General features: G+C 70.5%; 22 protein-coding genes, 1 tRNA gene and 1 pseudogene. 19 read left to right on the top strand and 5 right to left on the bottom strand.

Translation table 11 applies throughout. From position 1 onward, the window contains the following. Window positions 1-57: 57 nt before the first annotated feature. The gene (locus A6R01_RS08180) at window positions 58-1089 is read right to left on the bottom strand and encodes a hypothetical protein (RefSeq protein ID WP_292604972.1); all 1032 of its coding nucleotides are present in this window, start codon (window positions 1087-1089) and stop codon (window positions 58-60) included. Between the two features lie 26 nt (window positions 1090-1115). On the opposite strand from A6R01_RS08180, the gene A6R01_RS08175 reads away from it, so the two are divergent. Genes A6R01_RS08175 through A6R01_RS08165 form a run of 3 tightly spaced genes read left to right on the top strand, consistent with a single transcriptional unit; the run spans window position 1116 to window position 2975 of the window. Continuing rightward, window positions 1116-1529, top strand: coding sequence for a MaoC family dehydratase N-terminal domain-containing protein (locus tag A6R01_RS08175; protein ID WP_292604971.1), 414 nt, complete (start codon window positions 1116-1118; stop codon window positions 1527-1529). Further along, window positions 1526-1912, top strand: coding sequence for a MaoC/PaaZ C-terminal domain-containing protein (locus A6R01_RS08170; RefSeq protein ID WP_292604970.1), 387 nt, complete (start codon window positions 1526-1528; stop codon window positions 1910-1912). Before A6R01_RS08175 ends, A6R01_RS08170 begins: the two co-directional genes overlap by 4 nt. A gap of 16 nt (window positions 1913-1928) precedes the next feature. Then, window positions 1929-2975 carry a UDP-N-acetylmuramate dehydrogenase gene (locus A6R01_RS08165; protein WP_292604969.1) on the top strand — a complete coding sequence of 349 codons (1047 nt, stop codon included), beginning with the start codon at window positions 1929-1931 and terminating at the stop codon, window positions 2973-2975. Between the two features lie 9 nt (window positions 2976-2984). Here the strand turns inward: A6R01_RS08165 and A6R01_RS08160 are convergent, their stop codons facing one another. After that, the gene (locus A6R01_RS08160) at window positions 2985-3584 is read right to left on the bottom strand and encodes a DUF4190 domain-containing protein (RefSeq protein ID WP_292604968.1); all 600 of its coding nucleotides are present in this window, start codon (window positions 3582-3584) and stop codon (window positions 2985-2987) included. 22 nt (window positions 3585-3606) lie between these two features. Then, a complete protein-coding gene (locus A6R01_RS08155) occupies window positions 3607-4635 on the bottom strand; it encodes an adenosine deaminase (protein WP_292604967.1) in 1029 nt (342 codons plus the stop codon). Window positions 4636-4767: 132 nt separating this feature from the next. Between A6R01_RS08155 and A6R01_RS08150 the strand changes: the two genes are divergently transcribed. The 5 genes and pseudogenes from A6R01_RS08150 to rplA all read left to right on the top strand — a co-directional run. Further along, window positions 4768-4840, top strand: a tRNA-Trp gene (locus A6R01_RS08150). 65 nt (window positions 4841-4905) lie between these two features. Further along, the gene (gene secE, locus A6R01_RS08145) at window positions 4906-5139 is read left to right on the top strand and encodes a preprotein translocase subunit SecE (protein ID WP_292604966.1); all 234 of its coding nucleotides are present in this window, start codon (window positions 4906-4908) and stop codon (window positions 5137-5139) included. 98 nt (window positions 5140-5237) lie between these two features. Beyond that, window positions 5238-6065, top strand: a complete 828-nt coding sequence (gene nusG / locus A6R01_RS08140) for a transcription termination/antitermination protein NusG (RefSeq protein WP_292604965.1) — start codon at window positions 5238-5240, stop codon at window positions 6063-6065. Between the two features lie 152 nt (window positions 6066-6217). Beyond that, window positions 6218-6646 carry a 50S ribosomal protein L11 gene (gene rplK / locus A6R01_RS08135; RefSeq protein WP_292604964.1) on the top strand — a complete coding sequence of 143 codons (429 nt, stop codon included), beginning with the start codon at window positions 6218-6220 and terminating at the stop codon, window positions 6644-6646. 127 nt (window positions 6647-6773) lie between these two features. Next, window positions 6774-7349 (top strand): annotated as a pseudogene (gene rplA, locus A6R01_RS08130) (50S ribosomal protein L1); the annotation flags it as partial. 246 nt (window positions 7350-7595) lie between these two features. On the opposite strand, the gene A6R01_RS08125 reads toward rplA, so the two are convergent. Together A6R01_RS08125 and A6R01_RS08120 are read right to left on the bottom strand one after the other, a co-directional pair. Then, window positions 7596-8876 carry an aminotransferase class I/II-fold pyridoxal phosphate-dependent enzyme gene (locus A6R01_RS08125; protein ID WP_292604963.1) on the bottom strand — a complete coding sequence of 427 codons (1281 nt, stop codon included), beginning with the start codon at window positions 8874-8876 and terminating at the stop codon, window positions 7596-7598. Window positions 8877-8945: 69 nt separating this feature from the next. After that, window positions 8946-9638 carry a DUF5995 family protein gene (locus tag A6R01_RS08120; protein WP_292604962.1) on the bottom strand — a complete coding sequence of 231 codons (693 nt, stop codon included), beginning with the start codon at window positions 9636-9638 and terminating at the stop codon, window positions 8946-8948. A 241-nt stretch (window positions 9639-9879) separates the two neighbouring features. On the opposite strand from A6R01_RS08120, the gene rplJ reads away from it, so the two are divergent. The 11 genes from rplJ (at window position 9880) to A6R01_RS08065 (ending at window position 21087) form a co-directional block, all read left to right on the top strand. Next, window positions 9880-10539, top strand: coding sequence for a 50S ribosomal protein L10 (rplJ, locus tag A6R01_RS08115; protein ID WP_179529851.1), 660 nt, complete (start codon window positions 9880-9882; stop codon window positions 10537-10539). An 87-nt stretch (window positions 10540-10626) separates the two neighbouring features. Then, the gene (rplL, locus tag A6R01_RS08110; RefSeq protein WP_292604961.1) at window positions 10627-11019 is read left to right on the top strand and encodes a 50S ribosomal protein L7/L12; all 393 of its coding nucleotides are present in this window, start codon (window positions 10627-10629) and stop codon (window positions 11017-11019) included. Window positions 11020-11333: 314 nt separating this feature from the next. Continuing rightward, complete coding sequence (locus A6R01_RS08105) at window positions 11334-12287, top strand: ABC transporter ATP-binding protein (protein ID WP_292604960.1); 954 nt, start codon at window positions 11334-11336, stop codon at window positions 12285-12287. A gap of 25 nt (window positions 12288-12312) precedes the next feature. Further along, window positions 12313-13089 (top strand): ABC transporter permease, encoded by a 777-nt coding sequence (locus A6R01_RS08100; RefSeq protein WP_292604998.1) that lies wholly within the window; start codon window positions 12313-12315, stop codon window positions 13087-13089. A 4-nt stretch (window positions 13090-13093) separates the two neighbouring features. Beyond that, window positions 13094-13921 carry an ABC transporter permease gene (locus A6R01_RS08095; protein ID WP_292604959.1) on the top strand — a complete coding sequence of 276 codons (828 nt, stop codon included), beginning with the start codon at window positions 13094-13096 and terminating at the stop codon, window positions 13919-13921. A 4-nt stretch (window positions 13922-13925) separates the two neighbouring features. After that, window positions 13926-15206 (top strand): MCE family protein, encoded by a 1281-nt coding sequence (locus tag A6R01_RS08090; RefSeq protein ID WP_292604958.1) that lies wholly within the window; start codon window positions 13926-13928, stop codon window positions 15204-15206. Next, window positions 15203-16237 carry an MlaD family protein gene (locus A6R01_RS08085; protein ID WP_292604957.1) on the top strand — a complete coding sequence of 345 codons (1035 nt, stop codon included), beginning with the start codon at window positions 15203-15205 and terminating at the stop codon, window positions 16235-16237. Before A6R01_RS08090 ends, A6R01_RS08085 begins: the two co-directional genes overlap by 4 nt. Beyond that, window positions 16234-17220, top strand: a complete 987-nt coding sequence (locus A6R01_RS08080) for an MCE family protein (RefSeq protein WP_292604956.1) — start codon at window positions 16234-16236, stop codon at window positions 17218-17220. The genes A6R01_RS08085 and A6R01_RS08080 overlap by 4 nt, the downstream gene beginning before the upstream one ends. Beyond that, window positions 17217-18362, top strand: a complete 1146-nt coding sequence (locus A6R01_RS08075) for an MCE family protein (RefSeq protein WP_292604955.1) — start codon at window positions 17217-17219, stop codon at window positions 18360-18362. Before A6R01_RS08080 ends, A6R01_RS08075 begins: the two co-directional genes overlap by 4 nt. Beyond that, window positions 18362-19798 (top strand): MCE family protein, encoded by a 1437-nt coding sequence (locus A6R01_RS08070; RefSeq protein WP_292604954.1) that lies wholly within the window; start codon window positions 18362-18364, stop codon window positions 19796-19798. Before A6R01_RS08075 ends, A6R01_RS08070 begins: the two co-directional genes overlap by 1 nt. Beyond that, window positions 19795-21087: an MlaD family protein gene (locus A6R01_RS08065; protein WP_292604953.1), complete on the top strand. Its 1293-nt coding sequence runs from the start codon at window positions 19795-19797 to the stop codon at window positions 21085-21087. The genes A6R01_RS08070 and A6R01_RS08065 overlap by 4 nt, the downstream gene beginning before the upstream one ends. The last annotated feature ends 16 nt before the right edge of the window (window positions 21088-21103 follow it).

Below are 21103 nucleotides of genomic sequence, written 5' to 3'. Positions count from 1 at the left end.
CCCGGGGTCGGCGACGGTCGGTGAGCCGGGAGGTCACCCGGCCGGTCGCTCAGGAGGTCAGCCGGCCGGGTCGCACGCCGGTCGGGGCCAGTCCCTGACCCGCGAGGTGTCCACCCGCGAGAGCGTGGGGACGAGCGGGCGACCGCCCTGGGACCAGAACGCCCGGGCGCTCGACTCGCTGACCACCCACAGCCCGTCGCTCGTGGCGGCCATGCCCTCCGCCCCAGGCAGGAACGACCGCTGCACACCCCCCGGCCCCTCGAGCACGCCGCAGCGCGTGTGCGACCGGGCGAACCACACTCCGGTGCGCCCACCCATCCGGGCCCACACCGCGCCCTGGGCGTGCGAGGGCACCTTTCGCGAGGACACCGCGTCCCCGAGGTCCAGGGTGGTGACCCCCGGTGCCAGCACGTCGGAGAGGCGGAACCAGTCCAGTGCCGCCCGACCCGGGTGCACCCGCGAGGGCCGGAAGCGGCCCAGTCCGATCCGCCCGTCGGGCGCCAGCACCGTGAACGAGCCCTGCACCGGGTCCTCCAGCCGCCACACCCGCAGGACCTCCAGGGAGCCCGGGTCCAGCAGCCACAACCGTGAGCTCTCGGCCAGCCACAGCCCGTGCTGGTCCAGGGCCGCGCCACCACCGTGGCGGCATCCCACCGTCGGCGCGCCGCCCACACTGCCCTGCACCCGCGGCCTGTCGGCGAGCAGCCGGCCCGTCCGCAGGTCCATCCGCAGCACCCGGCACCACAGTGCCCCCGGCTGGCCCTCGTCGTAGCCGGTGAGCCAGGCGGTGCGTCCCCGCACGGCCACGCCCTGCGGCACGAACGCGCCGGTCCCGCGGGGCGCCCAGACGGCCGCGCACACCGCGTCGGAGACCGGGAGGGCCGTCAGGGGCTCGTCGCCGGGCAGGTACGCCGGAGCGCGGCCCCGGACCCGGTCGGAGTCCACCGGTCGGCAGCCGGACAGATCGGTCGGTGAGCCGGCGCGTGCCCGGTCGGAGTCACGGTCGGACTCGGGGTCGGTCGACGTCGTCGTACAGGCCGAGAGGGCGGTGAGCGCCAGGAAGAGCACCAGGGCCGGGACCGCCGCCACCGTGCATCGGGCCGTAGGTTGGACCCATGCCAGTCGACCCCTCGATCGTCGGTCGGTCCTTCCCACGCACGCGACCGTATCCCGTCACCGCCGAGGGACTGCGCGCCTTCGCCGCCGCCACCGGCGGGGAGTGGAGCGGCGGGCCCGCGCCGGCGACGTACCCGATCGTGATGGCCTTCGAGGCCATGAACGCCTTCCTCGAGGCCGAGCAGGTCGAGCTGCACCGCATCGTCCACGGCGAGCAGCGCTTCACCTACGAGCGCCCCGTGGTGGAGGGCGACGTCCTCACCGCGACGCTCACCGTCTCCGGGCTGCGCCAGATCGGCGGCAACGACATCATCAGCACCACCAGCGAGGTGACCGACGCCGACGGCGCCCTGGTCTGCACGACCGGCGCGACTCTGGTGCACCGCGGCGCTGCCGCGGGGAGCGACGCATGAGCCTGCCGAGCCGCACCTTCACCGTCACCCGCGCCGACCTCGTCGCGTACGCCGCCGCCAGCGGTGACCACAACCCGATCCACCAGGACGAGGCCGTCGCCACCGCCGTCGGGCTGCCCGGCGTCATCGCGCACGGGATGTACACCATGGCGCTGGCCGCCCGCGCCGTCGCCGACTGGTTCCCCGAGCACGAGGTCGTCTCGCTGGGCTGCAAGTTCACCGCCCCCGTGGTCGTCCCCGCCGAGGGCGGCGTCGAGGTCCTCGTCGAGGGCCAGGAGAAGCCCGGCGACGACGGCACCACCACCGTCGCTCTGACCGTCACCTGCGACGGCGCCAAGGTGCTCGGCGTGCCCAGGGCCGTGCTGAGGCCCGCCCGTGACTGAGCCCGTGGCTGAGCCCGTGACTGGAGCCCCCACGCTCCGCGAGCGCACCACCCTGCGGCTGGGCGGCCCGGCCCGGCGGTGGGTCACCGCGACCACCGAGGCCGAGCTCGTCGAGGTCGTCAGCGCTGCGGACGAGGCCGGCGAGCCGGTCCTCGTGCTCGGTGGTGGCAGCAACCTCGTCGTCGCCGACGAGGGCTTCGCCGGCACCGTCGTCGAGGTCGCGACCCGTGGCGTCGCCAGCGACGTCGAGGGCGACGACCCGACCTGCGGCGGCGCCATGGTCACCGTCGCGGCGGGGGAGTCGTGGGACGGCTTCGTCGTCACCGCCGTCGAGCGCGGCTGGGTCGGCGTCGAGGCGCTGTCCGGCATCCCCGGGTCGGTCGGCGCGACCCCGATCCAGAACGTCGGCGCCTACGGCCAGGACGTCTCCCAGACCATCGCGCAGGTGCGCACCTGGGACCGCCGCGAGCGGACCTTCCGCACCTTCGCCCACGCCGACTGCGACTTCGGCTACCGCCACTCGCGCTTCAAGGCCGACCCCGGCCGCCACGTCGTGCTCTCGGTGACCTTCCAGCTGCGGCTGGGCACCCTCGGCGCCCCGGTCGCGTACGCCGAGCTCGCCCGTGCCCTGGGGGTCGAGACCGGTCAGCGGGCGCCGCTGGCGCAGGTGCGCGCCGCGGTCCTCGCGCTGCGCGGTGGCAAGGGGATGGTCCTCGACGACGCCGACCACGACACGTGGAGCGCGGGCTCGTTCTTCACCAACCCCGTGCTCGACCCCGCCGACGTGCCCGAGGGGGCGCCGGCGTGGCCGCAGCCCGACGGGACCGTGAAGACCAGCGCGGCCTGGCTGATCGAGCACGCCGGGCTCCCCAAGGGCTGGGGAGCCGAGGTCACCGGCGGGCGGGCGACGCTGTCGACCAAGCACACCCTCGCCCTGACCAACCGCGGCGACGCCACGACCGCCGACCTGCTCGGTCTCGCGCGGGCCGTGCAGGAGCGGGTCGACCAGCGCTTCGGCGTACGCCTGGTCAACGAGCCGGTGCTCGTCGGCTGCGCCCTCTGAGGGCGAGCGTCAGTAGCCGGAGGTCCCCGCCGCGATCGCGATGATGGCGACGACCGCCAGGGTGCCGAGCACCAGCAGCACGGTGGCGATGACGCCCAGGATCATGCCGGCGCTGGCCTCGCTGCGGCCGCCCTGCTGACCGCCGGACTCGTCGATCTCGCGACGCACCCGCGACCCGAGGTACCACGCGTAGGGCCCCAGCAACATCGGCAGGCCGCACACGAAGCCGCCACCCAACGCGACGATGCCCCACACCAGCGAGGCGTTGGCCTGCGGGTGGAACGGCACGCTGGGGAACTGCTGGTAGCCCGGGTAGCCCTGCGCGTAGGGCTGGCCGTAGCCCTGCCCGTAGCCCTGCCCGTACCCCTGCTGCGGGTAACCCGGCTGCCCGTAGGGCTGCGGGTAGCCCTGGGCGCCGTAGCCGGGCTGCCCCCACTGCGGCTGTCCCTGCTGGCCCTGCTGACCGGTCTGGCCCTCCTGTGCGGCCTGCTGCGGGTCGGCGTAGGGGTTGGTCGGGTACGACGGCGGCGCAGGCGGCTCGTTGGCCCCGCTGCCGTAGGGCTCGTGGGTCCAGGGGGTGTTGTCGTCCTCAGGCTCGCGATCGCTCACGTGCCCATCCTCGCAGAGGCGTTCAGGAGCGCGGCTCGTCCGGCCCGGCGAGCCACGCGTCCACGCCGGCCAGCAGCCGCGACCGCACGTCGGAGGGCGCCTGCGAGGCGCGCACCGACATCCGGGCCAGCTCGGCGAGCGTCGCGTCGTCGAGGTCGTGGGCCGCGCGCATCGTGGCGTACTGAGCCGCCAAGCGGGAGCCGAACAGCAGCGGGTCGTCCGCGCCCAGCGCGATCGTCGCGCCGGCCGAGAGCAGCTCGGGCAGCGGCACCGAGGTGAGGTCGGAGTAGACGCCCAGTGCCACGTTGGACACCGGGCACACCTCCAGGGCCACGCCCGAGGAGGCGACCCGCTCCAGGAGCGCGGGGTCCTCCGCGGAGCGCACCCCGTGGCCGAGCCGGTCGGCGTGCAGGTGGTCCAGGCAGGTGCGGACGTGGTCGGGCCCGCGCAGCTCGCCACCGTGCGGGACCAGCATCAGCCCGGCCCGCTCGGCGATCGCGAACGCCGGCCCGAAGTCCTCGGTGCTGCCGCGGCGCTCGTCGTTGGACAGCCCGAACCCCACGACGCCGCGGCCGGCGTACTGCGCTGCGAGGCGGGCCAGCGTCCGCGCGTCCATCGGGTGACGGGTCCGATTGGCCGCGATGACCACGGCCATGCCCAGGCCGGTCTCCCGGGAGGCCTCGGCCACGGCGTCGAGGACCAGGTCGGTGAACGCGGTGATGCCGCCGAAGCGCGCGGCGTACCCGCTGGGGTCGACCTGGATCTCCAGCCACCCACCCCCGTCGCGGACGTCGTCCTCGGCGGCCTCGCGCACCAGACGGCGTACGTCGTCCTCGGTCCGCAGCACCGAGCGCGCGACGTCGTAGAGCCGCTGGAAGCGGAACCACCCCTTCTCGTCGGCGGCCGAGAGGTGCGGCGGCCACTCGGTGACCAGCGAGTCGGGCAGCGAGATGCCGTCGCGCTCGGCGAGCTCGAGCAGGGTGGCGTGGCGCATCGAGCCGGTGAAGTGCAGGTGCAGGTGCGCCTTGGGAAGGGTGTGGAGGTCGCGCACGGCGCCACCCTAGGCACAGCACCGGCGCGCCGGTCGGACGGTGGGCGTTTGGACGCGGCGTGGACGGCACCCGTAGACTCCCCGCTTGGTGGTCTTCCCCCATGCTTCGGCATGCCCCGGGGTGACCATCGGAGGGCACTAGCTCAACTGGCAGAGCATCGGTCTCCAAAACCGAAGGTTGGGGGTTCAAGTCCCTCGTGCCCTGCAGGACGCACCGACCGCACGGTCGGCTGCGAGCAGCACCAGCAACGATGCGAGAGAGGTGGCGGCGTGACGGACAACGCGGTCCGCGACGACAAGCCCGTGCGCACCAGCCCGGTGACCTTCTACCGTCAGGTCGTCGCCGAGCTGCGCAAGGTCGTCTGGCCCACCCAGGACCAGCTGGTCACCTACTTCTTCGTGGTCATGGTGTTCGTGATCGTGATGATGGCGATCATCTCGGCCCTCGACCTCGGCCTGGGCCGCCTGGCCTTCGAGGTGTTCGGCGGCAACGCCGACCAGTGAGGCCACGGTGAGCCCGACGAGACCGATCTCGGGGCCCACCTCCCCGCGGGCGGCCGCCCGCACCCGGCCCGGCTCCGAGCCGGGCGACGTACGACGTGATGGAGCAGGACGTGACTGAGCAGTTCGAGCCGGCGGAGACCGACGGCACCCTCGACGAGGCCGTCGTCGACGCCGCCGACGAGAGCGCCGAGGAGACCGTCGAGGTCGCTGACGACGCCGTCGACGCCGAGGAGACCGTCGAGGCCGACGACACCGCCGAGGTCGAGGACGCCGAGGTCGACTCCGAGGAGCCCGACGAGGACGACCCGCTCGAGAAGTTCCGCCGCGAGCTGTGGGCCAAGCCCGGTGACTGGTTCGTCGTGCACACCTACTCCGGCATGGAGAACCGGGTGAAGCAGAACCTCGAGAACCGCGCCATCTCCTTGAACATGGAGGACTACATCCACGAGATCGTGGTCCCCACCGAGGAGGTCGCGGAGATCAAGAACGGCCAGCGCAAGATGGTCAAGCGCACCGTGCTCCCCGGCTACGTCCTGGTCCGCATGGACCTCACCGACGAGTCCTGGTCGGCCGTGCGCCACACGCCCTCGGTGACCGGCTTCGTGGGCAACTCCCACCAGCCCGTCCCGCTCACCATGAGCGAGGTCGAGGACATGCTGGCCCCCGCCGTCGTGGCCCGCGCCGAGGCCGAGGCCGTCGCCGCCGGCACCGCCCCCGTCGGCTCGCCGACCACGGCCAAGAAGCCGGTCGAGGTCGCGGACTTCGCGGTCTCGGACTCGGTCATGGTCGTCGACGGCCCGTTCGCCACGCTGCACGCGACGATCACCGAGATCAACGCCGAGAGCCAGCGCGTCAAGGCGCTCGTGGAGATCTTCGGCCGGGAGACCCCGGTCGAGCTGTCCTTCAGCCAGATCCAGCGCGTCTGACGCACCGGTCGGGCGGCCCCGCCGCCCGGCCCCGCAGATTTGGGCGGAGCCCCGGCTCCGTCCCACAATGATCGCTGCGCCTGAACCAGGCGCAGGTGGCAGAGGCCGCACACGGCGGCCTCGACATGACCACGAGAAGAAAGAGAAGCAGCATGCCTCCGAAGAAGAAGATCGCTGCCCTGGTCAAGGTGCAGCTCCAGGCCGGCTCCGCGTCGCCGGCCCCGCCGGTCGGTACCGCTCTCGGTCCCCACGGCGTGAACATCATGGACTTCTGCAAGGCGTACAACGCCCAGACCGAGTCCATGCGCGGCAACGTCATCCCGGTCGAGATCACGATCTACGAGGACCGGTCCTTCGACTTCATCACGAAGACGCCGCCGGCCGCCGAGCTCATCAAGAAGGCCGCCGGCCTGAAGAAGGGCTCCTCGGTCCCCCACAAGGACAAGGTCGGCAAGCTGACCAAGGACCAGGTGCGCGAGATCGCCCAGACGAAGCTCCCCGACCTCAACGCGAACGACATCGACGCCGCGATGAAGATCGTCGAGGGCACCGCCCGCTCGATGGGCATCACGACCGACTGACGTCCCGGGGCCCCGCCCCGACGTCGCACCCCTGTGGCAGGGCCGCGCTGGCCCGAGCGACCACACCTGGACCGAGAAGAGAGAACCCAGACATGCAGCGCAGCAAGACCTACCGCGCAGCGGCCGGCGCGGCACCGTCAACCTGCCCCACGGCACCGGCAAGACCGCCAAGGTCCTCGTCTTCGCCGTCGGTGACAAGGCCCAGGCCGCCCTCGACGCCGGTGCCGACGAGGTCGGTGGCGACGAGCTGATCGAGAAGGTGGCCGGCGGCTACCTCGACTTCGACGCCGTGGTCGCCACCCCGGACCTCATGGGCAAGGTCGGCCGCCTCGGCCGCGTGCTCGGTCCCCGTGGCCTCATGCCGAACCCGAAGACCGGCACCGTGACGCCCGACCCGGCCAAGGCCGTGACGGACATCAAGGGCGGCAAGATCGAGTTCCGCGTCGACCGCCACGCCAACCTGCACTTCATCATCGGCAAGGCGTCGTTCTCCGAGGCCGCCCTGGCCGAGAACTACGCCGCCGCCCTCGAGGAGGTGCTGCGTCTCAAGCCGGCCAGCTCCAAGGGTCGCTACATCAAGAAGATCACGGTCTCGACCACCATGGGCCCCGGCGTCCACCTCTCGCTCGTCCCTCACGAGAGGGGGGCCAGGCCCATCCACCCTCCTCCGGAGGTGCGGCGGGCCCCCCGCCGACGCCGGTGACGCGGCGCGGCACCCCGGCACCGTGGAGAGCTCGAGCGGGCGGGTCGGACCTGCGGGCGGGCACGAGGGCGGAGTGGTGGACGGACGGACGCACCCCCGCCGGAGGGTGGCGGGATTGGCCCCCCTGGAGCGACGAAGGAGCGGAAGGGGTGGATCCCTCCGGCGGGGGGGCGGGCGGCCGGGAACCACTCCGCCCTCATCACCCGGTCGGGCAGGGCCCACCCGATCACCGACCCGAACGACGCGTCAGCTGCTGAGCGCCTCCGCGGCGGCGAGGGCCACGCAGGTGGCGACGCCGGCCATGGCGGTCTCGACCTGGTCCAGGGGCGGGAAGGTCGGAGCGAGGCGGATGTTGCGGTCGCGGGGGTCCTGGCCGTGCGGGAAGGACGCGCCGGCGGGGGTGAGGGCGATGCCGGCCTCCTTGGCCAGCTGCACGACCCGGGTGGCGGTGCCGTCCATGACGTCGAGGTTCACGAAGTAGCCGCCGGTGGGCTCGGTCCACTCGGCGACCTCGAGCCCGGCCAGCTCGGCGGTCAGGGCGGCCTGGACCGCGGCGAACTTCGGCGCGATCAGGTCCCGGTGCTTGCGCATGTGGGCGCGCACGCCGTCGGCGTCGCCGAAGAACTGCACGTGGCGCAGGTGGTTGACCTTGTCGGGGCCGATGGAGGCCATGCCGAGGTGCAACAGGTACCACGCCTTGTTGGCCTCCGACATCGCCATCACCGCGACGCCGGCGCCGGCGAAGGTGATCTTGGAGGTCGAGGCGAACATGATCGGCCGGTCGGGGTGGCCGTTGGCCGCGGCGATCGAGAGGGCGTCGGCGCTCTTGACCTCGGTGTCGGTGAGGTGGTGCAGCGCGTAGGCGTTGTCCCAGAAGACGCGGAAGTCGGGGGCCGCGGTCGGCATCGACATCAGGGCGGTCGCGACCTCGACCGAGCAGGTGGCGCCGGTGGGGTTGGCGTACGTCGGGACGATCCACAGGCCCTTGACGGCAGGGTCGTCGGCGACGAGCGCGCGCACCGCCTCGACGTCGGGGCCGTCCTCGTTCATCGGGACGGTCACCATCTCGATGCCGAAGTCGGCGAGCATCGAGAAGTGCCGGTCGTAGCCGGGGACCGGGCAGACGAACTTCACGACCGGCTCGTCCTTCCACGGACGCTCCGAGCCGGGGCCGCCCCACAGCAGCAGGTCGGTCAGGGTCTGGTGCATCATCGTGAGGCTGGAGTTGCCGCCGCAGATGACCTGCGCGGTCTCGACGCCGAGCAGCTCGGCGAACATCTCGCGCAGCTCGGCCAGGCCCTCGAGCCCGCCGTAGTTGCGGACGTCGGCGCCGCTGCGGTCGGTGTGCCCGGTCGGGAGCGTGAGCAGGGCCTCGGAGAGGTCGAGCTGGTCGCTCGCCGGCTTGCCGCGCGTGAGGTCGAGCGAGAGCCCGCGGTCCTTGAGCTCGGCGTACGCCGCCTGCTTCTCGGCGAGGAAGGCAGCCAGCTCGTCGGGGGAGAGGGAGGACAGGGGCGCGCGCTCGGTCATGGCCCCGATCCTGCCAGCCCCGCCGACGGTTCCGGTGGGGGTGTCCGCCAGACCGGCACCAGGGCGGGCTCAGATGAGGATGCCCCGGCTGGCCAGGCCGACCCCGCGGCCGAGGTTGCCGCGGAACATCGCGTCCAGCCGCGGGTTGTCGGCGAGGTCCCAGAGCATCTGCGCGACCTGCCAGGCGCCGGCTCGGGCGACGTGGATGCCGAACATCGCGAACCCGTCGTCGAGGCGGCCCCCGATCTCGTCGAGGCGCGCCACGACACCGTTGGAGAACCAGCCCTTGATCTCGTCGGCCGCCTCCTCCAGCACGTGGTTGGTGGTGGAGAAGTCGACGTGCTCGGGGCTGTCGTCGACCGGGTCGACGCCGAGCTCGCGGCAGGTCAGCACGACCGCGGAGGGCAGGTCGTGGCAGATGTGGGCGTTCATGCCGGCCAGCGCGAATTGGATCGGGTGGGTGCGCGGCTTGCGGCGGTTGTCGAACAGCGGCGCCCACGCGTCGTTGACCTCGCGGCCGTCGAGGTCCGCGGCGTAGGCCTCGAAGAACAGGTTGGCGAAGTGGACGTCGAGCCGCCCGAGGAAGGGCCCGGCGCCGAAGCGGCCCTGGTCGATGGCCACGTCCACGAGGCGGGTGACCTGGTGGTACATCCGGTTGAACGTGGCCACGCCGTCCTCGGCGGGCAGCGCTGATGAGATGGTCTCCATCCGGTCCAGGACGTCGTCGATGCTCTGGGCCTCGGCCCAGCCGGTGCTCGTCACGTCCTCGACCCTGCCCGATTTGGCGCGTTTGTGGGTAACACCTATCGTTACTTCTCGTAACCAGAGACCGCCGGTCGTCCGGCTGCCCAGGCAGTCGGTCCGAAGGCCCCGCGAGAGCGGGCGACCTGCGCAGGTGAGCAGAGCAAGCCGGTTCCGCCGGTCCACGCCCTGAGCGCCTGCGCTCGGGGCGTTCGTCATTCCACGGGTGCCCGCGGTCTCTCCAGCAGAAGTGAGGAGACCCATGGCGCGGGCAGACAAGCAGGCGGCCGTCGCGGAGATCGTTGAGTCGTTCAACGCCTCCGCAGGTGCCGTGCTGACCGAGTACCGCGGTCTCACCGTGAAGGAGCTGCAGGACCTCCGTCGCTCCCTCGGCGAGAACGCTTCGTACGCCGTGGTCAAGAACACGCTGGCCAAGCTGGCCGCCGACGAGGTCGGGATCTCCGGCTTCGACGAGCTGCTGACCGGCCCCACCGCTATCGCCTTCATCAACGGCGACGTGGTCGAGGCCGCCAAGGGCCTGCGTGACTTTGCCAAGGCCAACCCCACCCTCGTGATCAAGGGTGGCGTCCTCGACGGCCAGCCCCTCGACGCGGCCGAGATCGCCAAGCTGGCGGACCTCGAGTCCCGTGAGGTGCTGTTGGGCAAGCTGGCCGGCGCGATGCTCGCGTCGCTCAGCCAGGCCGTCTACCTGCTCAACGCGCCGATCGCCCAGGCCGCCCGCCTCGCGGGTGCGCTGCAGGCCAAGGCCGAGCAGGACCCCTCGATCCTCGCAGGTGGTGCGGGCACGCCCGTCGCCGCCGAGGAGGCCCCCGCCGCGGAGGACACCGCGGCCGAGGCCCCCGCCGACGAGGCCCCGGCCGCCGCCGAGGCCTCTGACGAGGGCGACACCGCCGAGGCCTGAGCCACCAGGCTCCGACCCCGGCACACCACCACCTGAAACCCGGCCGACGACCGAGACGTCGCGGCCACCAACGGAAGGAACGCCATCATGGCGAAGCTGAGCACTGACGAGCTCCTCGACGCGTTCAAGGAGATGACCCTCATCGAGCTCTCCGAGTTCGTGAAGCAGTTCGAGGACACCTTCGGCGTCACCGCCGCCGCCCCGGTCGCCGTGGCCGCCGCTCCCGCCGCCGGCGGTGCCGGTGGTGGCGAGGCCGCCGCCGCCGAGCAGGACGAGTTCGACGTCATCCTCGAGGCCGCTGGTGACAAGAAGATCAACGTCATCAAGGAGGTGCGCGCCCTGACCTCGCTCGGTCTGAAGGAGGCCAAGGAGCTGGTCGAGGCCGCCCCGAAGCCGGTCCTGGAGAAGGTCGCCAAGGACGCTGCTGACAAGGCCAAGGAGGCCCTGGAGGGCGCCGGCGCCACCGTCACCGTCAAGTGACCCCCTGACCGGACGGCGGCCTGTGCCGCCCCCGGTCGCGCCAACGGCCCCGTTCCCCTCGTGGGGACGGGGCCGTCCGGCATTTGCGCAGGTGAAGGGCGGCTTCGCCGTGCTCGCTGAGGAATCGGACCGTGCCCGGCAGGGGATGGGTGGTTCCGCGTCCCGGTCCTGTCTCGATCGTCGGCGTCGGAGTGACGTGGGTGACAAAGTGACGTAACCTCGCGGCGGTAACGGCGTTGTTACTCGTGAGTGTGGTCACCTCCCCCGGTGGGGCAGGTGCTGCCTGCAGCCGCAGAACGAAGGGGAGCACGTACATGGGCGTGGAGATCAAGGTCGAGAACCTGACCAAGTCCTTCGGGAAGCAGCTGATCTGGGGGGACGTGACGCTGACCGTCCCCGCCGGCGAGATCTGCGTGATGCTGGGTCCCTCCGGCACCGGCAAGTCGGTGTTCCTGAAGACGCTGATCGGGCTGCTCAAGCCCGACCAGGGCTCGATCATCATCGAGGGCACCGACATCGCATCCTGCTCGGAGAAGGAGCTCTACGAGATCCGCAAGCTGTTCGGCGTGCTGTTCCAGGACGGCGCGATGTTCGGCTCGATGAACCTCTACGACAACGTCGCCTTCCCGCTGCGCGAGCACACCAAGAAGTCCGAGTCCGAGATCCGCTCCATCGTGATGGAGAAGATGGACCTCGTCGGTCTGCTCGGCGCCGAGGACAAGCTGCCCGGTGAGATCTCCGGCGGCATGCGCAAGCGCGCCGGCCTGGCCCGCGCGCTGGTGCTCGACCCCGAGATCGTCCTCTTCGACGAGCCGGACTCCGGTCTGGACCCGGTGCGCACGGCGTTCCTCAACCAGCTCATCGTCGACCTGAACGCCCAGATCGATGCGACGTTCCTCATCGTCACCCACGACATCAACACCGCGCGCACGGTGCCCGACAACATCGGCCTGCTCTACCACAAGCACCTGGCGATGTTCGGTCCGCGCGAGATGCTCCTGTCCTCCGAGGAGCCCGTGGTGCGGCAGTTCCTCAACGCCCAGCGGGTCGGCCCCATCGGCATGTCGGAGGAGAAGGACGCCGACGAGCTGGCCGCCGAGGCGGACCAGGAGCTGCCCCCGCTGCCGCCGATCCCGATGCAGCTCGAGCCCTCCAACGGCATCCCGCGCCGGTCCCAGCGTGAGCCGGGTGCCTGGTGCCGGGAGAACGGCGTGACGCCCCCGCCGGGCTCGTTCGAGGAGAACATGACCATGACCACGGGCGCCTGAGGGGTACGAGACACACGTGGCGTCCATGACCGCGACCAGGGCGCTCGCCCCGGTCGGGGCCGCAGGCAAGCTCTTCGCCTTCGGCCTCGACGTGGGACGGGCCCTGTTCCGACGACCCTTCCAGCTGCGCGAGTTCATCCAGCAGGCCTGGTTCATCGCGTCGGTGACCATCATCCCGACCGCCCTCGTGGCGATCCCCTTCGGCGCGGTGATCGCGCTGCAGGTCGGTGGCCTGATCAAGCAGTTCGGTGCCCAGTCCTTCACGGGCTCGGCCTCGGTGCTGGCGGTGGTCCAGCAGGCCGCACCGATCGCGACGGCACTGCTGATCGCCGGCGCCGGTGGCTCGGCGATCGCCGCCGACCTCGGCGCCCGCAAGATCCGCGAGGAGCTCGACGCCATGATGGTGCTGGGCATCGACCCGATCCAGCGCCTCGTCGTGCCCCGCGTGCTCGCCGCCATGCTCGTCGCCGTCTTCCTCAACGGCCTGGTCTCCGTCGTCGGCGTCGCCGGCGGCTACGTCTTCAACGTCGTCCTCCAGGACGGCACACCAGGCGCCTACATCGCCAGCTTCACCGCTCTGGCCCAGCTGCCCGACCTGTGGGTCGGCCTGGTCAAGGCGACCATCTTCGGTCTCATCGCCGCCGTGGTCGCCGCCTACAAGGGCATGAACGCCGCAGGTGGTCCCAAGGGCGTGGGTGACGCGGTGAACGAGTCCGTCGTCATCACGTTCGTCCTGCTCTTCATCGTCAACTTCGTCATCAGCGCGATCTACCTCCAGGTCGTGCCCCCGAAGACGGGCTGATCCCATGGCGAACCTCAAAGCGGTCTACACCAAGCCCCTCTCGTCCCTCGACGACCTGGGCCAGCAGCTGGCCTTCTACATCCGTGCCCTGGTGGCCGCGCCGGCCGCGGCCGTGCGCTACCAGAAGGAGGTCATGCGGATCCTCGCCGAGGTCACCCTCGGCTCCGGATCCCTGGCCGTGATCGGCGGCACCGTCGGCGTCATCGTCTCCATGACGTTCTTCACCGGTGCCCAGGTCGGGTTGTCCGGCTACGCCGCCCTCGACCAGATCGGCACCGCGCCCTTCGCCGGCTTCGTCTCGGCGTACTTCAACACCCGCGAGATCGCGCCGCTGGTGGCCGGCATCGCGCTCGCCGCGACCGTGGGCTGCGGCTTCACCGCCCAGCTCGGCGCGATGCGGATCTCCGAGGAGATCGACGCCGTCGAGGTCATGGCGATCCCGTCGATGCAGTACCTCGTCTCCACGCGCATCGTGGGCGGCCTCATCGCGATCATCCCGCTCTACGTCGTGGGGCTGCTGTCCTCCTACTTCGCGACCCGCCTGACGGTCATCCAGTTCTACGGCCAGTCCGCGGGCACCTACGACCACTACTTCAACCAGTTCCTGCCGCCCGGCGACGTGCTGTGGTCCTTCGGCAAGGTGCTGGTCTTCGCCGTCACCGTCATCCTGATCCACTGCTACTACGGCTACACCGCCTCCGGCGGCCCGGCCGGCGTGGGCGTGGCCGTGGGCCGCGCGGTGCGGACGTCCATCGTGGCCGTGAACGTCATCGACCTGTTCTTGTCGATGGCGATCTGGGGCACCACCACGACCGTGAGACTGGCGGGCTAGGCCGATGTTGAAGCAGTTCAAGCTCCTCGGGATCGTCTTCCTCGCGCTGCTCCTCAGCGGCGTGTGGCTGACCTATGCCGTGTTCACCAAGAAGTTCGCCGAGTACGACGAGGTGACGCTGCAGTCCTCGACCCTCGGCCTGCAGCTGCCGACCCGCGGCGACGTGAAGATCCGCGGCGTGATCATCGGCGAGGTGCTCGACTACGAGCCGGTCGCCGACGGCGCCGAGGTGACCCTGGGCATCTACCCCGAGGAGATCGACCAGGTCCCGGCCAACGTCACCGGCCAGATCGTGCCCAAGACCCTGTTCGGCGAGAAGTACGTCTCCCTGGTGATCCCCGAGGCCCCGGCCTCGGAGTCGATGCAGGCCGGCGACGTCATCGACCAGACCAAGACCGCCACCGAGGTCGAGGCCGTCCTCAACGACCTCTACCCGCTGCTGCGGACCGTGCAGCCGGCCGAGCTCAACATGACGCTCAACGCGCTGGCGACGGCGCTCGAGGGCCGCGGCGACCAGCTCGGCGACAACCTCGAGACGGTCGACCGCTACCTCAAGCGGTTCAACCCGCAGCTGCCCGCGCTGGTCGAGGACCTCCGCCTCACCGCCGAGGTCTCCGACATCTACGCCGACGTGCTGCCCGAGGTGGGGCAGATCCTGCGCGACCAGATCACCACGCTGGGCACGCTCGAGGACCGCGAGGACACCCTCAACGCCCTGTTCAACGACGTGTCGGCGTTCTCCGGGAGCGCCGAGGACTTCCTGCGCACCAACGGCGACAACCTGATCCGCCTCGGCGAGGTCAGCAAGCCGCAGGTGACCATGCTGGCCAAGTACGCCCCGGAGTTCTCCTGCCTGACCAAGGGCATCGTCAACGCCGGCAAGCTGCAGGCCGAGGCCTTCCGCAACTTCACCCTCCACATCGTGCTGGAGACGCTGCCCAACCAGCCGCGCGGCTACAACGTCAACGACAAGCCCCGCTACGGCGAGGACCGCGGCCCCACCTGCCTGAACCTGCCCAACCCGCCCTGGAACCAGGACAACCCCGTGCGTGCGCAACCGAACTTCGACGACGGCGTGGACGAGCCGACCGGCAAGGGCACCTCGCGCGTGGCCCCCGGTCCGTGGTTCCGCAGCAGCGAGGGCTGGACCGGCACCGCGAACGAGTCCTCCTTCCTCAAGGAGCTGCTCGCGCCGGGCCTGGGCGTCAGCTCCGCGGACGTCTCTGACCTCGGCCCGCTCCTGATCGGCCCGATGGCCCGTGGGGCGGAGGTGAGCATGCGATGAAGCTCCTCGACGCCAAGACCTCGGCCGACCTCGTCAAGCTCCTGGTCTTCATCGTGGTCACGACCCTGGCCACCGGCCTGTTGGTCGTCATGGTCGGCAACCTGACCTTCGGGGCCTCCAAGCCCTACAAGGCCGAGTTCGTCGACGCGACCGGCGTGGTCAAGGGCGACGACGTCCGGGTGGCCGGCGTGAAGGTCGGCACCGTCACCGACGTGCGCGTGCACGACAACCGGGTCGCCGGCGTCGAGTTCACCGTGCAGGACGCGGTGCGGCTGCCACGCGGCACGATCGCGCAGCTGCGGTTCCGCAACCTCGTCGGCCAGCGCTACATCTCGCTGAGCCAGCAGGTGGGCGACACCACGCCGCTGGAGGAGGACGCCGTCATCGACGTCCGCAACACCAGCCCGGCCCTGGACCTGACGGTGCTCTTCAACGGCTTCAAGCCGCTGTTCCAGGCACTCTCGCCCGACGACATCAACCAGTTGTCCTTCGAGATCGTCCAGGTCTTCCAGGGCGAGGGCGGGACGCTGGAGAGCCTGCTGGGGCACACGGCCTCGGTGACCAAGACGCTCGCCGACCGCGACGAGGTCATCACCGACCTGATCGTGAACCTCGACGACGTGCTGGACCGGATCGCCGACCGCGACAGCGAGCTCAGCGACCTGATCATCAGCTTCAAGCAGCTGGTCAAGGGCCTCAAGCAGGACCGCAAGCCCATCCTGGACTCCCTCGAGCAGATCTCGGCGCTCTCGGAGGAGACCGCGTCGCTGGTCACCGGCATCCGCAAGCCGTTCACCAACGACATCTTGCAGCTGCGCCGCTTCGCCGACAACGTCAACCGCAACAAGGGTGAGCTCGACCGTGCGCTGCAGGTGCTTCCGATCAAGCTGGAGAAGGTGGGCCGCACCGCGATCTACGGCTCCTACTTCAACTTCTACCTCTGCCACTTCCAGGGCCGCGTCCGCCTGCCCGGCGGCAGCTCGATCCCGGTCGACTACAACGTGGGTGGAGCGAGGTGTGACCTCGGATGAAGCCCTTCCGTGAGCGCAACCCCGTCGTCGTGGGTGCCATCAGCATCGCGGTCCTCGCGATCGCGCTGGTCGCGGCCTTCCGGGCCCAGGACCTCCCGCTGATCGGCGGCGGCGACACCTACTACGCCAACTTCTCCGAGGCCGGCGGCATCAAGGTCGGCGACGAGGTCCGCATCGCCGGTGTCCGCGTGGGCGCCGTCGAGAGCATCGAGCTCGACGGTGACAAGGTCCACGTCGGGTTCCGCATCAAGACCGACTCCCAGTTCGGCCCGACCTCGCGCGCCGACCTGAAGGTCAAGACGCTGCTCGGCGACATGTTCCTCGCCATCGAGCCCGCCGGCTCCGGCCAGATGGCCGAGGGCACCACGATCCCGGTGGAGCGGACCAGCTCCCCCTACGACGTCGTCCAGGCATTCGAGGGCCTGGCCGACACCGCCGGCGACATCAACACCGACCAGCTGGCGCAGTCCCTGACCACGCTGGCCGACCTCTCGCGCAACACCCCGGAGGAGTTCCAGGGGGCGCTGGAGGGTGTCTCGGCGCTGTCGTCCAACGTCGCGGCCAAGAACGACGAGATCAACTCGCTGCTGAAGAACCTGCGTCGCGTCTCGACCGTCCTCGACGACCGTGACCAGGACATCATCGAGCTGATGGAGGACTCCGACGTCCTCTTCCGGGCCCTGGTCGCGCGCCGCGACGCCGTGCACCGGCTCCTGGTGTCGACCACGCAGCTCTCCCAGGAGCTGACCGCCCTGGTGCGCGACACCCGCGCTGACCTCAAGCCGGCGCTGGAGAGCCTCGAGGAGGTCCTCGACGTGCTCAACAAGAACGAGGACAACATCGACGACAGCATCCGGCTGATGGCGCCCTTCTACCGGGTCTTCGCCAACACCCTGGGCAGCGGACCCTGGTTCGACACCTACATCCAGAACTTCCCGCTGGCCCCGCTGCCCGACCTGACCAACGGAGGTGGGATCGGATGAGCGCCGTGTCCAGCGTCCTGGGCCGCCTCGTGGTCCCGGTGGTCCTGCTCGCCCTCGTCGTCGTCGCCGCGTTCACGCTCTTCGGCGAGGAGGAGCGCAAGACGCTCACCGCCAGCTTCCCGCGGACCGTCTCGGTCTACGAGGGCTCCGACGTGCGCGTCCTCGGCGTCCCGGTGGGCACCGTCGACACGGTCACCCCCTCGGGCACCGAGGTCGTGGTGACCATGAGCTACGACCCGGAGGTGCAGATCCCTGCGGACGCGAAGGCCGTCATCATCGCGCCGTCGATCGTGGGCGACCGCTTCATCCAGCTCACCCCGGCCTACACCGGGGGAGAGGTGCTGGCCAGCGGCGAGGTGATCGGCGTCGACCGCACCGCCACCCCGCTGGAGCTCGACGACATCTACGAGAGCCTCGACCACCTCAACGTCGCGCTGGGTCCCAACGGCGCCAACGAGAACGGTGCACTGACCGACCTGCTCGAGGTCACCGCCGACAACTTCGGTGGCCAGGGAGCCCGGTTCAACCAGACGATCTCCGACTTCGGGGACCTCAGCGCCACCCTCGACGACAACAAGGAGGAGCTCTTCTCCTCCCTGACCGAGGTGCAGGCCTTCGTCAGCACGCTGGCCGAGAACGACACCACGGTGCGGCAGTTCAACACCTCGCTCTCCGACGTCAGCGAGCTGCTCGCCGGCGAGCGCCAGGAGCTGGTCGCTTCGCTGGACAACCTCGGCACCGCCCTGGGCCAGGTCAAGGACTTCGTCGAGACCAACCAGGACGTCCTGGGCCGTGACATCACCAAGCTCAACCGGGTGGCCAAGGTGCTGGTCAAGCAGCGCGTGAACCTCGAGGAGGTGCTCGCGGTCGCGCCGCTGGCGCTCAACAACCTCGCGCTCACCTACAACCCCCAGGCCGGCACGCTCGACGCCAACACCAACATCGGCAACATCGAGAACCAGCTGGTCAACGACCCGGGCCTGCTGCTGTGCACCGTCGTCAACTCCGTCGACCCGACCGGAGCGCTGTGCGACCTGATCCAGGCCACCGCGCCCCGCACATCCACCGGCACCGGCGCTCGGACCGTGGCGCCCCAGGTGGCCGACCCCACGCTGGGCGGCCTCGTGGAGGTGACCCGCTGATGCGCCGTACGACGCTGCGCCGCACGCGCCTGGCCCTCGGCCTGCTCGCGGCCTCGCTGACCCTCTCGGCCTGCGAGTTCGACGTCTACTCGCTGCCGCTGCCCGGTGGCCCCGACACCGGGGACGACCCGATCACGGTGACCGCGATGTTCGCCGACGTGCTCGACCTGGTGCCCAAGTCGACGGTGAAGATCAACGACATCACCGTCGGCACGGTCACCGACGTCGACCTCGACGGCTACACCGCCCTGGTCACCATGGAGCTGCAGAACGACGTGGACCTCCCCGACGACGCGGTGGCCCGCCTGCGGCAGACCTCGCTGCTCGGCGAGAAGTTCGTCGAGCTCGACGCCCCCGCCGACGGTGGCAACGCCGAACGGCTCGGCGACGGCGACCTCATCCAGCTCGAGCAGACCGGCCGCAACCCCGAGGTCGAGGAGGTGCTCGGCGCGCTGTCGCTGGTCCTCAACGGCGGCGGTGTCGCGCAGCTGAAGACGATCGCCTCCGAGCTCAACAACGCCCTCGAGGGCCGCGAGGACTCCGCGCGGTCGGTGCTGCGCCAGCTCGACGTGTTCACCGAGACCCTCGATGACAACAAGGCCGACATCGTCGACGCCATCGAGCGGCTCAACCAGCTGGCCATCTCGGTGCGCCAGCAGCAGGGCACCATCGACGACGCCCTCGACGAGCTGCCGAGCGCCCTGCGCTCGCTGGACCGTCAGCGCGAGGACCTCGTCACGATGCTGCAGTCGCTCAACGAGCTCGGCGACGTGGGCGTCCGGGTCATCGAGCAGTCCAAGGACACGACCATCGAGACCATCCGCCAGCTCCAGCCCGTGCTGACCGAGCTCGCGAACTCCGGTGACGCCTTCGTGAAGTCCGTCAACGTCGCCCTGACCTACCCCTTCGTCGACGAGGTGGTCGGCCGCGACCCGCAGGTCGCCCGCAACCTGCACATGGGCGACTACACCAACCTCTCCGTCGAGCTCGAGGTCGACCTCTCCCTCGGCATCACCGGTGTGCCCACCAGCCTGCCGACCCTGCTGCCGACCGAGCTGGAGCCCACCGCGGTCGTCGGAGCGGTCCTCAACTGCCTGGCCAGTGCCGACCTCACCTCCAACTCGTGCCAGAAGGTGCTCGGCAGCGTCGAGCTGCTCCTGCAGCTGCGCGAGGAGTGCGCCAAGCCCAAGAACGAGGAGGTCGTGGTCTGCTCGCTGCTCAGCAACCTGCCCGGGCTCCCGGACCTCCCGGGCCTGGGCGGCATCGAGCTGCCGATCCTCGGTGACCTGTTCGGTGGCACCAGCGGTGGCCAGGGCCTGCCGCGCACCGCTCCCGGCGGGGGAGCGGAGCCCACGGGGCCCCAGGTCTCCGAGCTCGCCGCGCTCTACGACGCCGACCTGGTCGGCCTGATGATCCCGGGGATGGTGGTCTCGTGATCACGCGCCGTACCAAGATCCAGCTGCTCGTCTTCGTGGTCATCACGCTGGTCGGCTGCAGCTTCGTCGGAGCCCGCTACGCCAAGCTCGACCGGCTGTTCTACGACAGCGCCTACACCGTCACCGCGCACTTCGGCTCCTCCGGCGGCATCTTCGCCGGCGCCGAGGTGACCTACCGCGGCGTGCAGATCGGGAAGGTCGACCGGCTGGTCCTCACCGAGGAGGGCGTCGACGTCGAGCTGGCGATCGACAACCAGCACGACTCGATCCCCGCGGCGACGCTGGCGCTGGTCGGCAACAAGTCCGCCGTCGGTGAGCAGTACGTCGAGCTCCAGCCCAAGTCCAACGACGAGCCCTATCTCGCCGACGGCTCCGAGATCGCGATGGCCGACACCCGGACCCCCATCCAGGTCGAGCAGCTGCTCTCCAACCTGGCCACCACCGTCGGCTCCGTGGACCGCAAGGCCCTGAAGACCACGGTCACCGAGCTCGGTGCTGCGTTCGCCGGCACCGGCGAGGAGCTGCAGCAGATCATCGACACCGGCAACGACTTCATCAACGCCGCCAACGACAACTTCGACACCACCACGGCGCTGATCCGGGACGGCAACACCGTCCTGAACGGCCAGATCGCCTCCGAGAGCGCGATCCGCTCGTTCGCCCGCAACCTCTCCCTGTTCACCGGGGCGCTGGCCGACGCCGACCCGGAGATCAACACGCTCCTCGACAACGGCTCGGGCGCTGCGGTCGCGCTGCGTCGCTTCATCGACGACAACGAGGTCGAGCTCGGCAGCCTGATCAACAACCTGATCACCACCGGGGAGATCGTGACCCGTCGCCTCGACGGTCTCGAGCAGATCCTGGTGATCTACCCCTACGTCGTCGAGGGCGGCTTCACCGTCGTCTCCAAGTCGCCGGACACCGGTCTCTACGACGCCCACTTCGGCCTGATCATCACCACGAACCCGATCTGCCACGACGGCTACCAGAGCACCGACACCCGTCCGCCGCAGAACGGCGAGAACCGGCCGATGAACGAGGAGGCCCGCTGCGACGAGCCTCCCGCGGTGAGCAACGCCCGCGGTGCGCAGAACATCTACGACCGCTTCCGTGCTCCGGCCGACTACGACTCCGAGGTCGTGGCCTCCTACGACCCCGAGTCGGAGACCCTCACCTGGGGCGACCGCGTGCCTGGTTCCTTGACCTCCCCGGGTAGCGTGGCGCCGCGCACCCTGGGGAAGGAGTCCTGGAAGTGGCTGTTCCTCCAGCCCCTGACGTCGAGCCGGTGAGCGGCGAGGACGCCGA

The organism is Nocardioides sp. REDSEA-S30_B4, assembly GCF_001627265.1.
Taxonomy (GTDB): domain Bacteria; phylum Actinomycetota; class Actinomycetes; order Propionibacteriales; family Nocardioidaceae; genus Nocardioides.
Note: the sequence above shows the minus strand (reverse complement) of the source record. Positions and strands in the feature narration are given on the sequence as shown.

Coding starts and splice junctions, on each gene's coding strand:
- A6R01_RS08175 (WP_292604971.1), top strand. CDS start 1,116: ATGCCAGTCGACCCCTCGATCGTCGGTCGGTCCTTCCCACGCACGCGA.
- A6R01_RS08170 (WP_292604970.1), top strand. CDS start 1,526: ATGAGCCTGCCGAGCCGCACCTTCACCGTCACCCGCGCCGACCTCGTC.
- nusG (WP_292604965.1), top strand. CDS start 5,238: ATGGAGCAGGACGTGACTGAGCAGTTCGAGCCGGCGGAGACCGACGGC.
- rplK (WP_292604964.1), top strand. CDS start 6,218: ATGCCTCCGAAGAAGAAGATCGCTGCCCTGGTCAAGGTGCAGCTCCAG.
- A6R01_RS08125 (WP_292604963.1), bottom strand. CDS start 8,876: ATGACCGAGCGCGCGCCCCTGTCCTCCCTCTCCCCCGACGAGCTGGCT.
- rplJ (WP_179529851.1), top strand. CDS start 9,880: ATGGCGCGGGCAGACAAGCAGGCGGCCGTCGCGGAGATCGTTGAGTCG.
- rplL (WP_292604961.1), top strand. CDS start 10,627: ATGGCGAAGCTGAGCACTGACGAGCTCCTCGACGCGTTCAAGGAGATG.
- A6R01_RS08105 (WP_292604960.1), top strand. CDS start 11,334: ATGGGCGTGGAGATCAAGGTCGAGAACCTGACCAAGTCCTTCGGGAAG.
- A6R01_RS08100 (WP_292604998.1), top strand. CDS start 12,313: ATGACCGCGACCAGGGCGCTCGCCCCGGTCGGGGCCGCAGGCAAGCTC.
- A6R01_RS08095 (WP_292604959.1), top strand. CDS start 13,094: ATGGCGAACCTCAAAGCGGTCTACACCAAGCCCCTCTCGTCCCTCGAC.
- A6R01_RS08090 (WP_292604958.1), top strand. CDS start 13,926: ATGTTGAAGCAGTTCAAGCTCCTCGGGATCGTCTTCCTCGCGCTGCTC.
- A6R01_RS08085 (WP_292604957.1), top strand. CDS start 15,203: ATGAAGCTCCTCGACGCCAAGACCTCGGCCGACCTCGTCAAGCTCCTG.
- A6R01_RS08080 (WP_292604956.1), top strand. CDS start 16,234: ATGAAGCCCTTCCGTGAGCGCAACCCCGTCGTCGTGGGTGCCATCAGC.
- A6R01_RS08075 (WP_292604955.1), top strand. CDS start 17,217: ATGAGCGCCGTGTCCAGCGTCCTGGGCCGCCTCGTGGTCCCGGTGGTC.
- A6R01_RS08070 (WP_292604954.1), top strand. CDS start 18,362: ATGCGCCGTACGACGCTGCGCCGCACGCGCCTGGCCCTCGGCCTGCTC.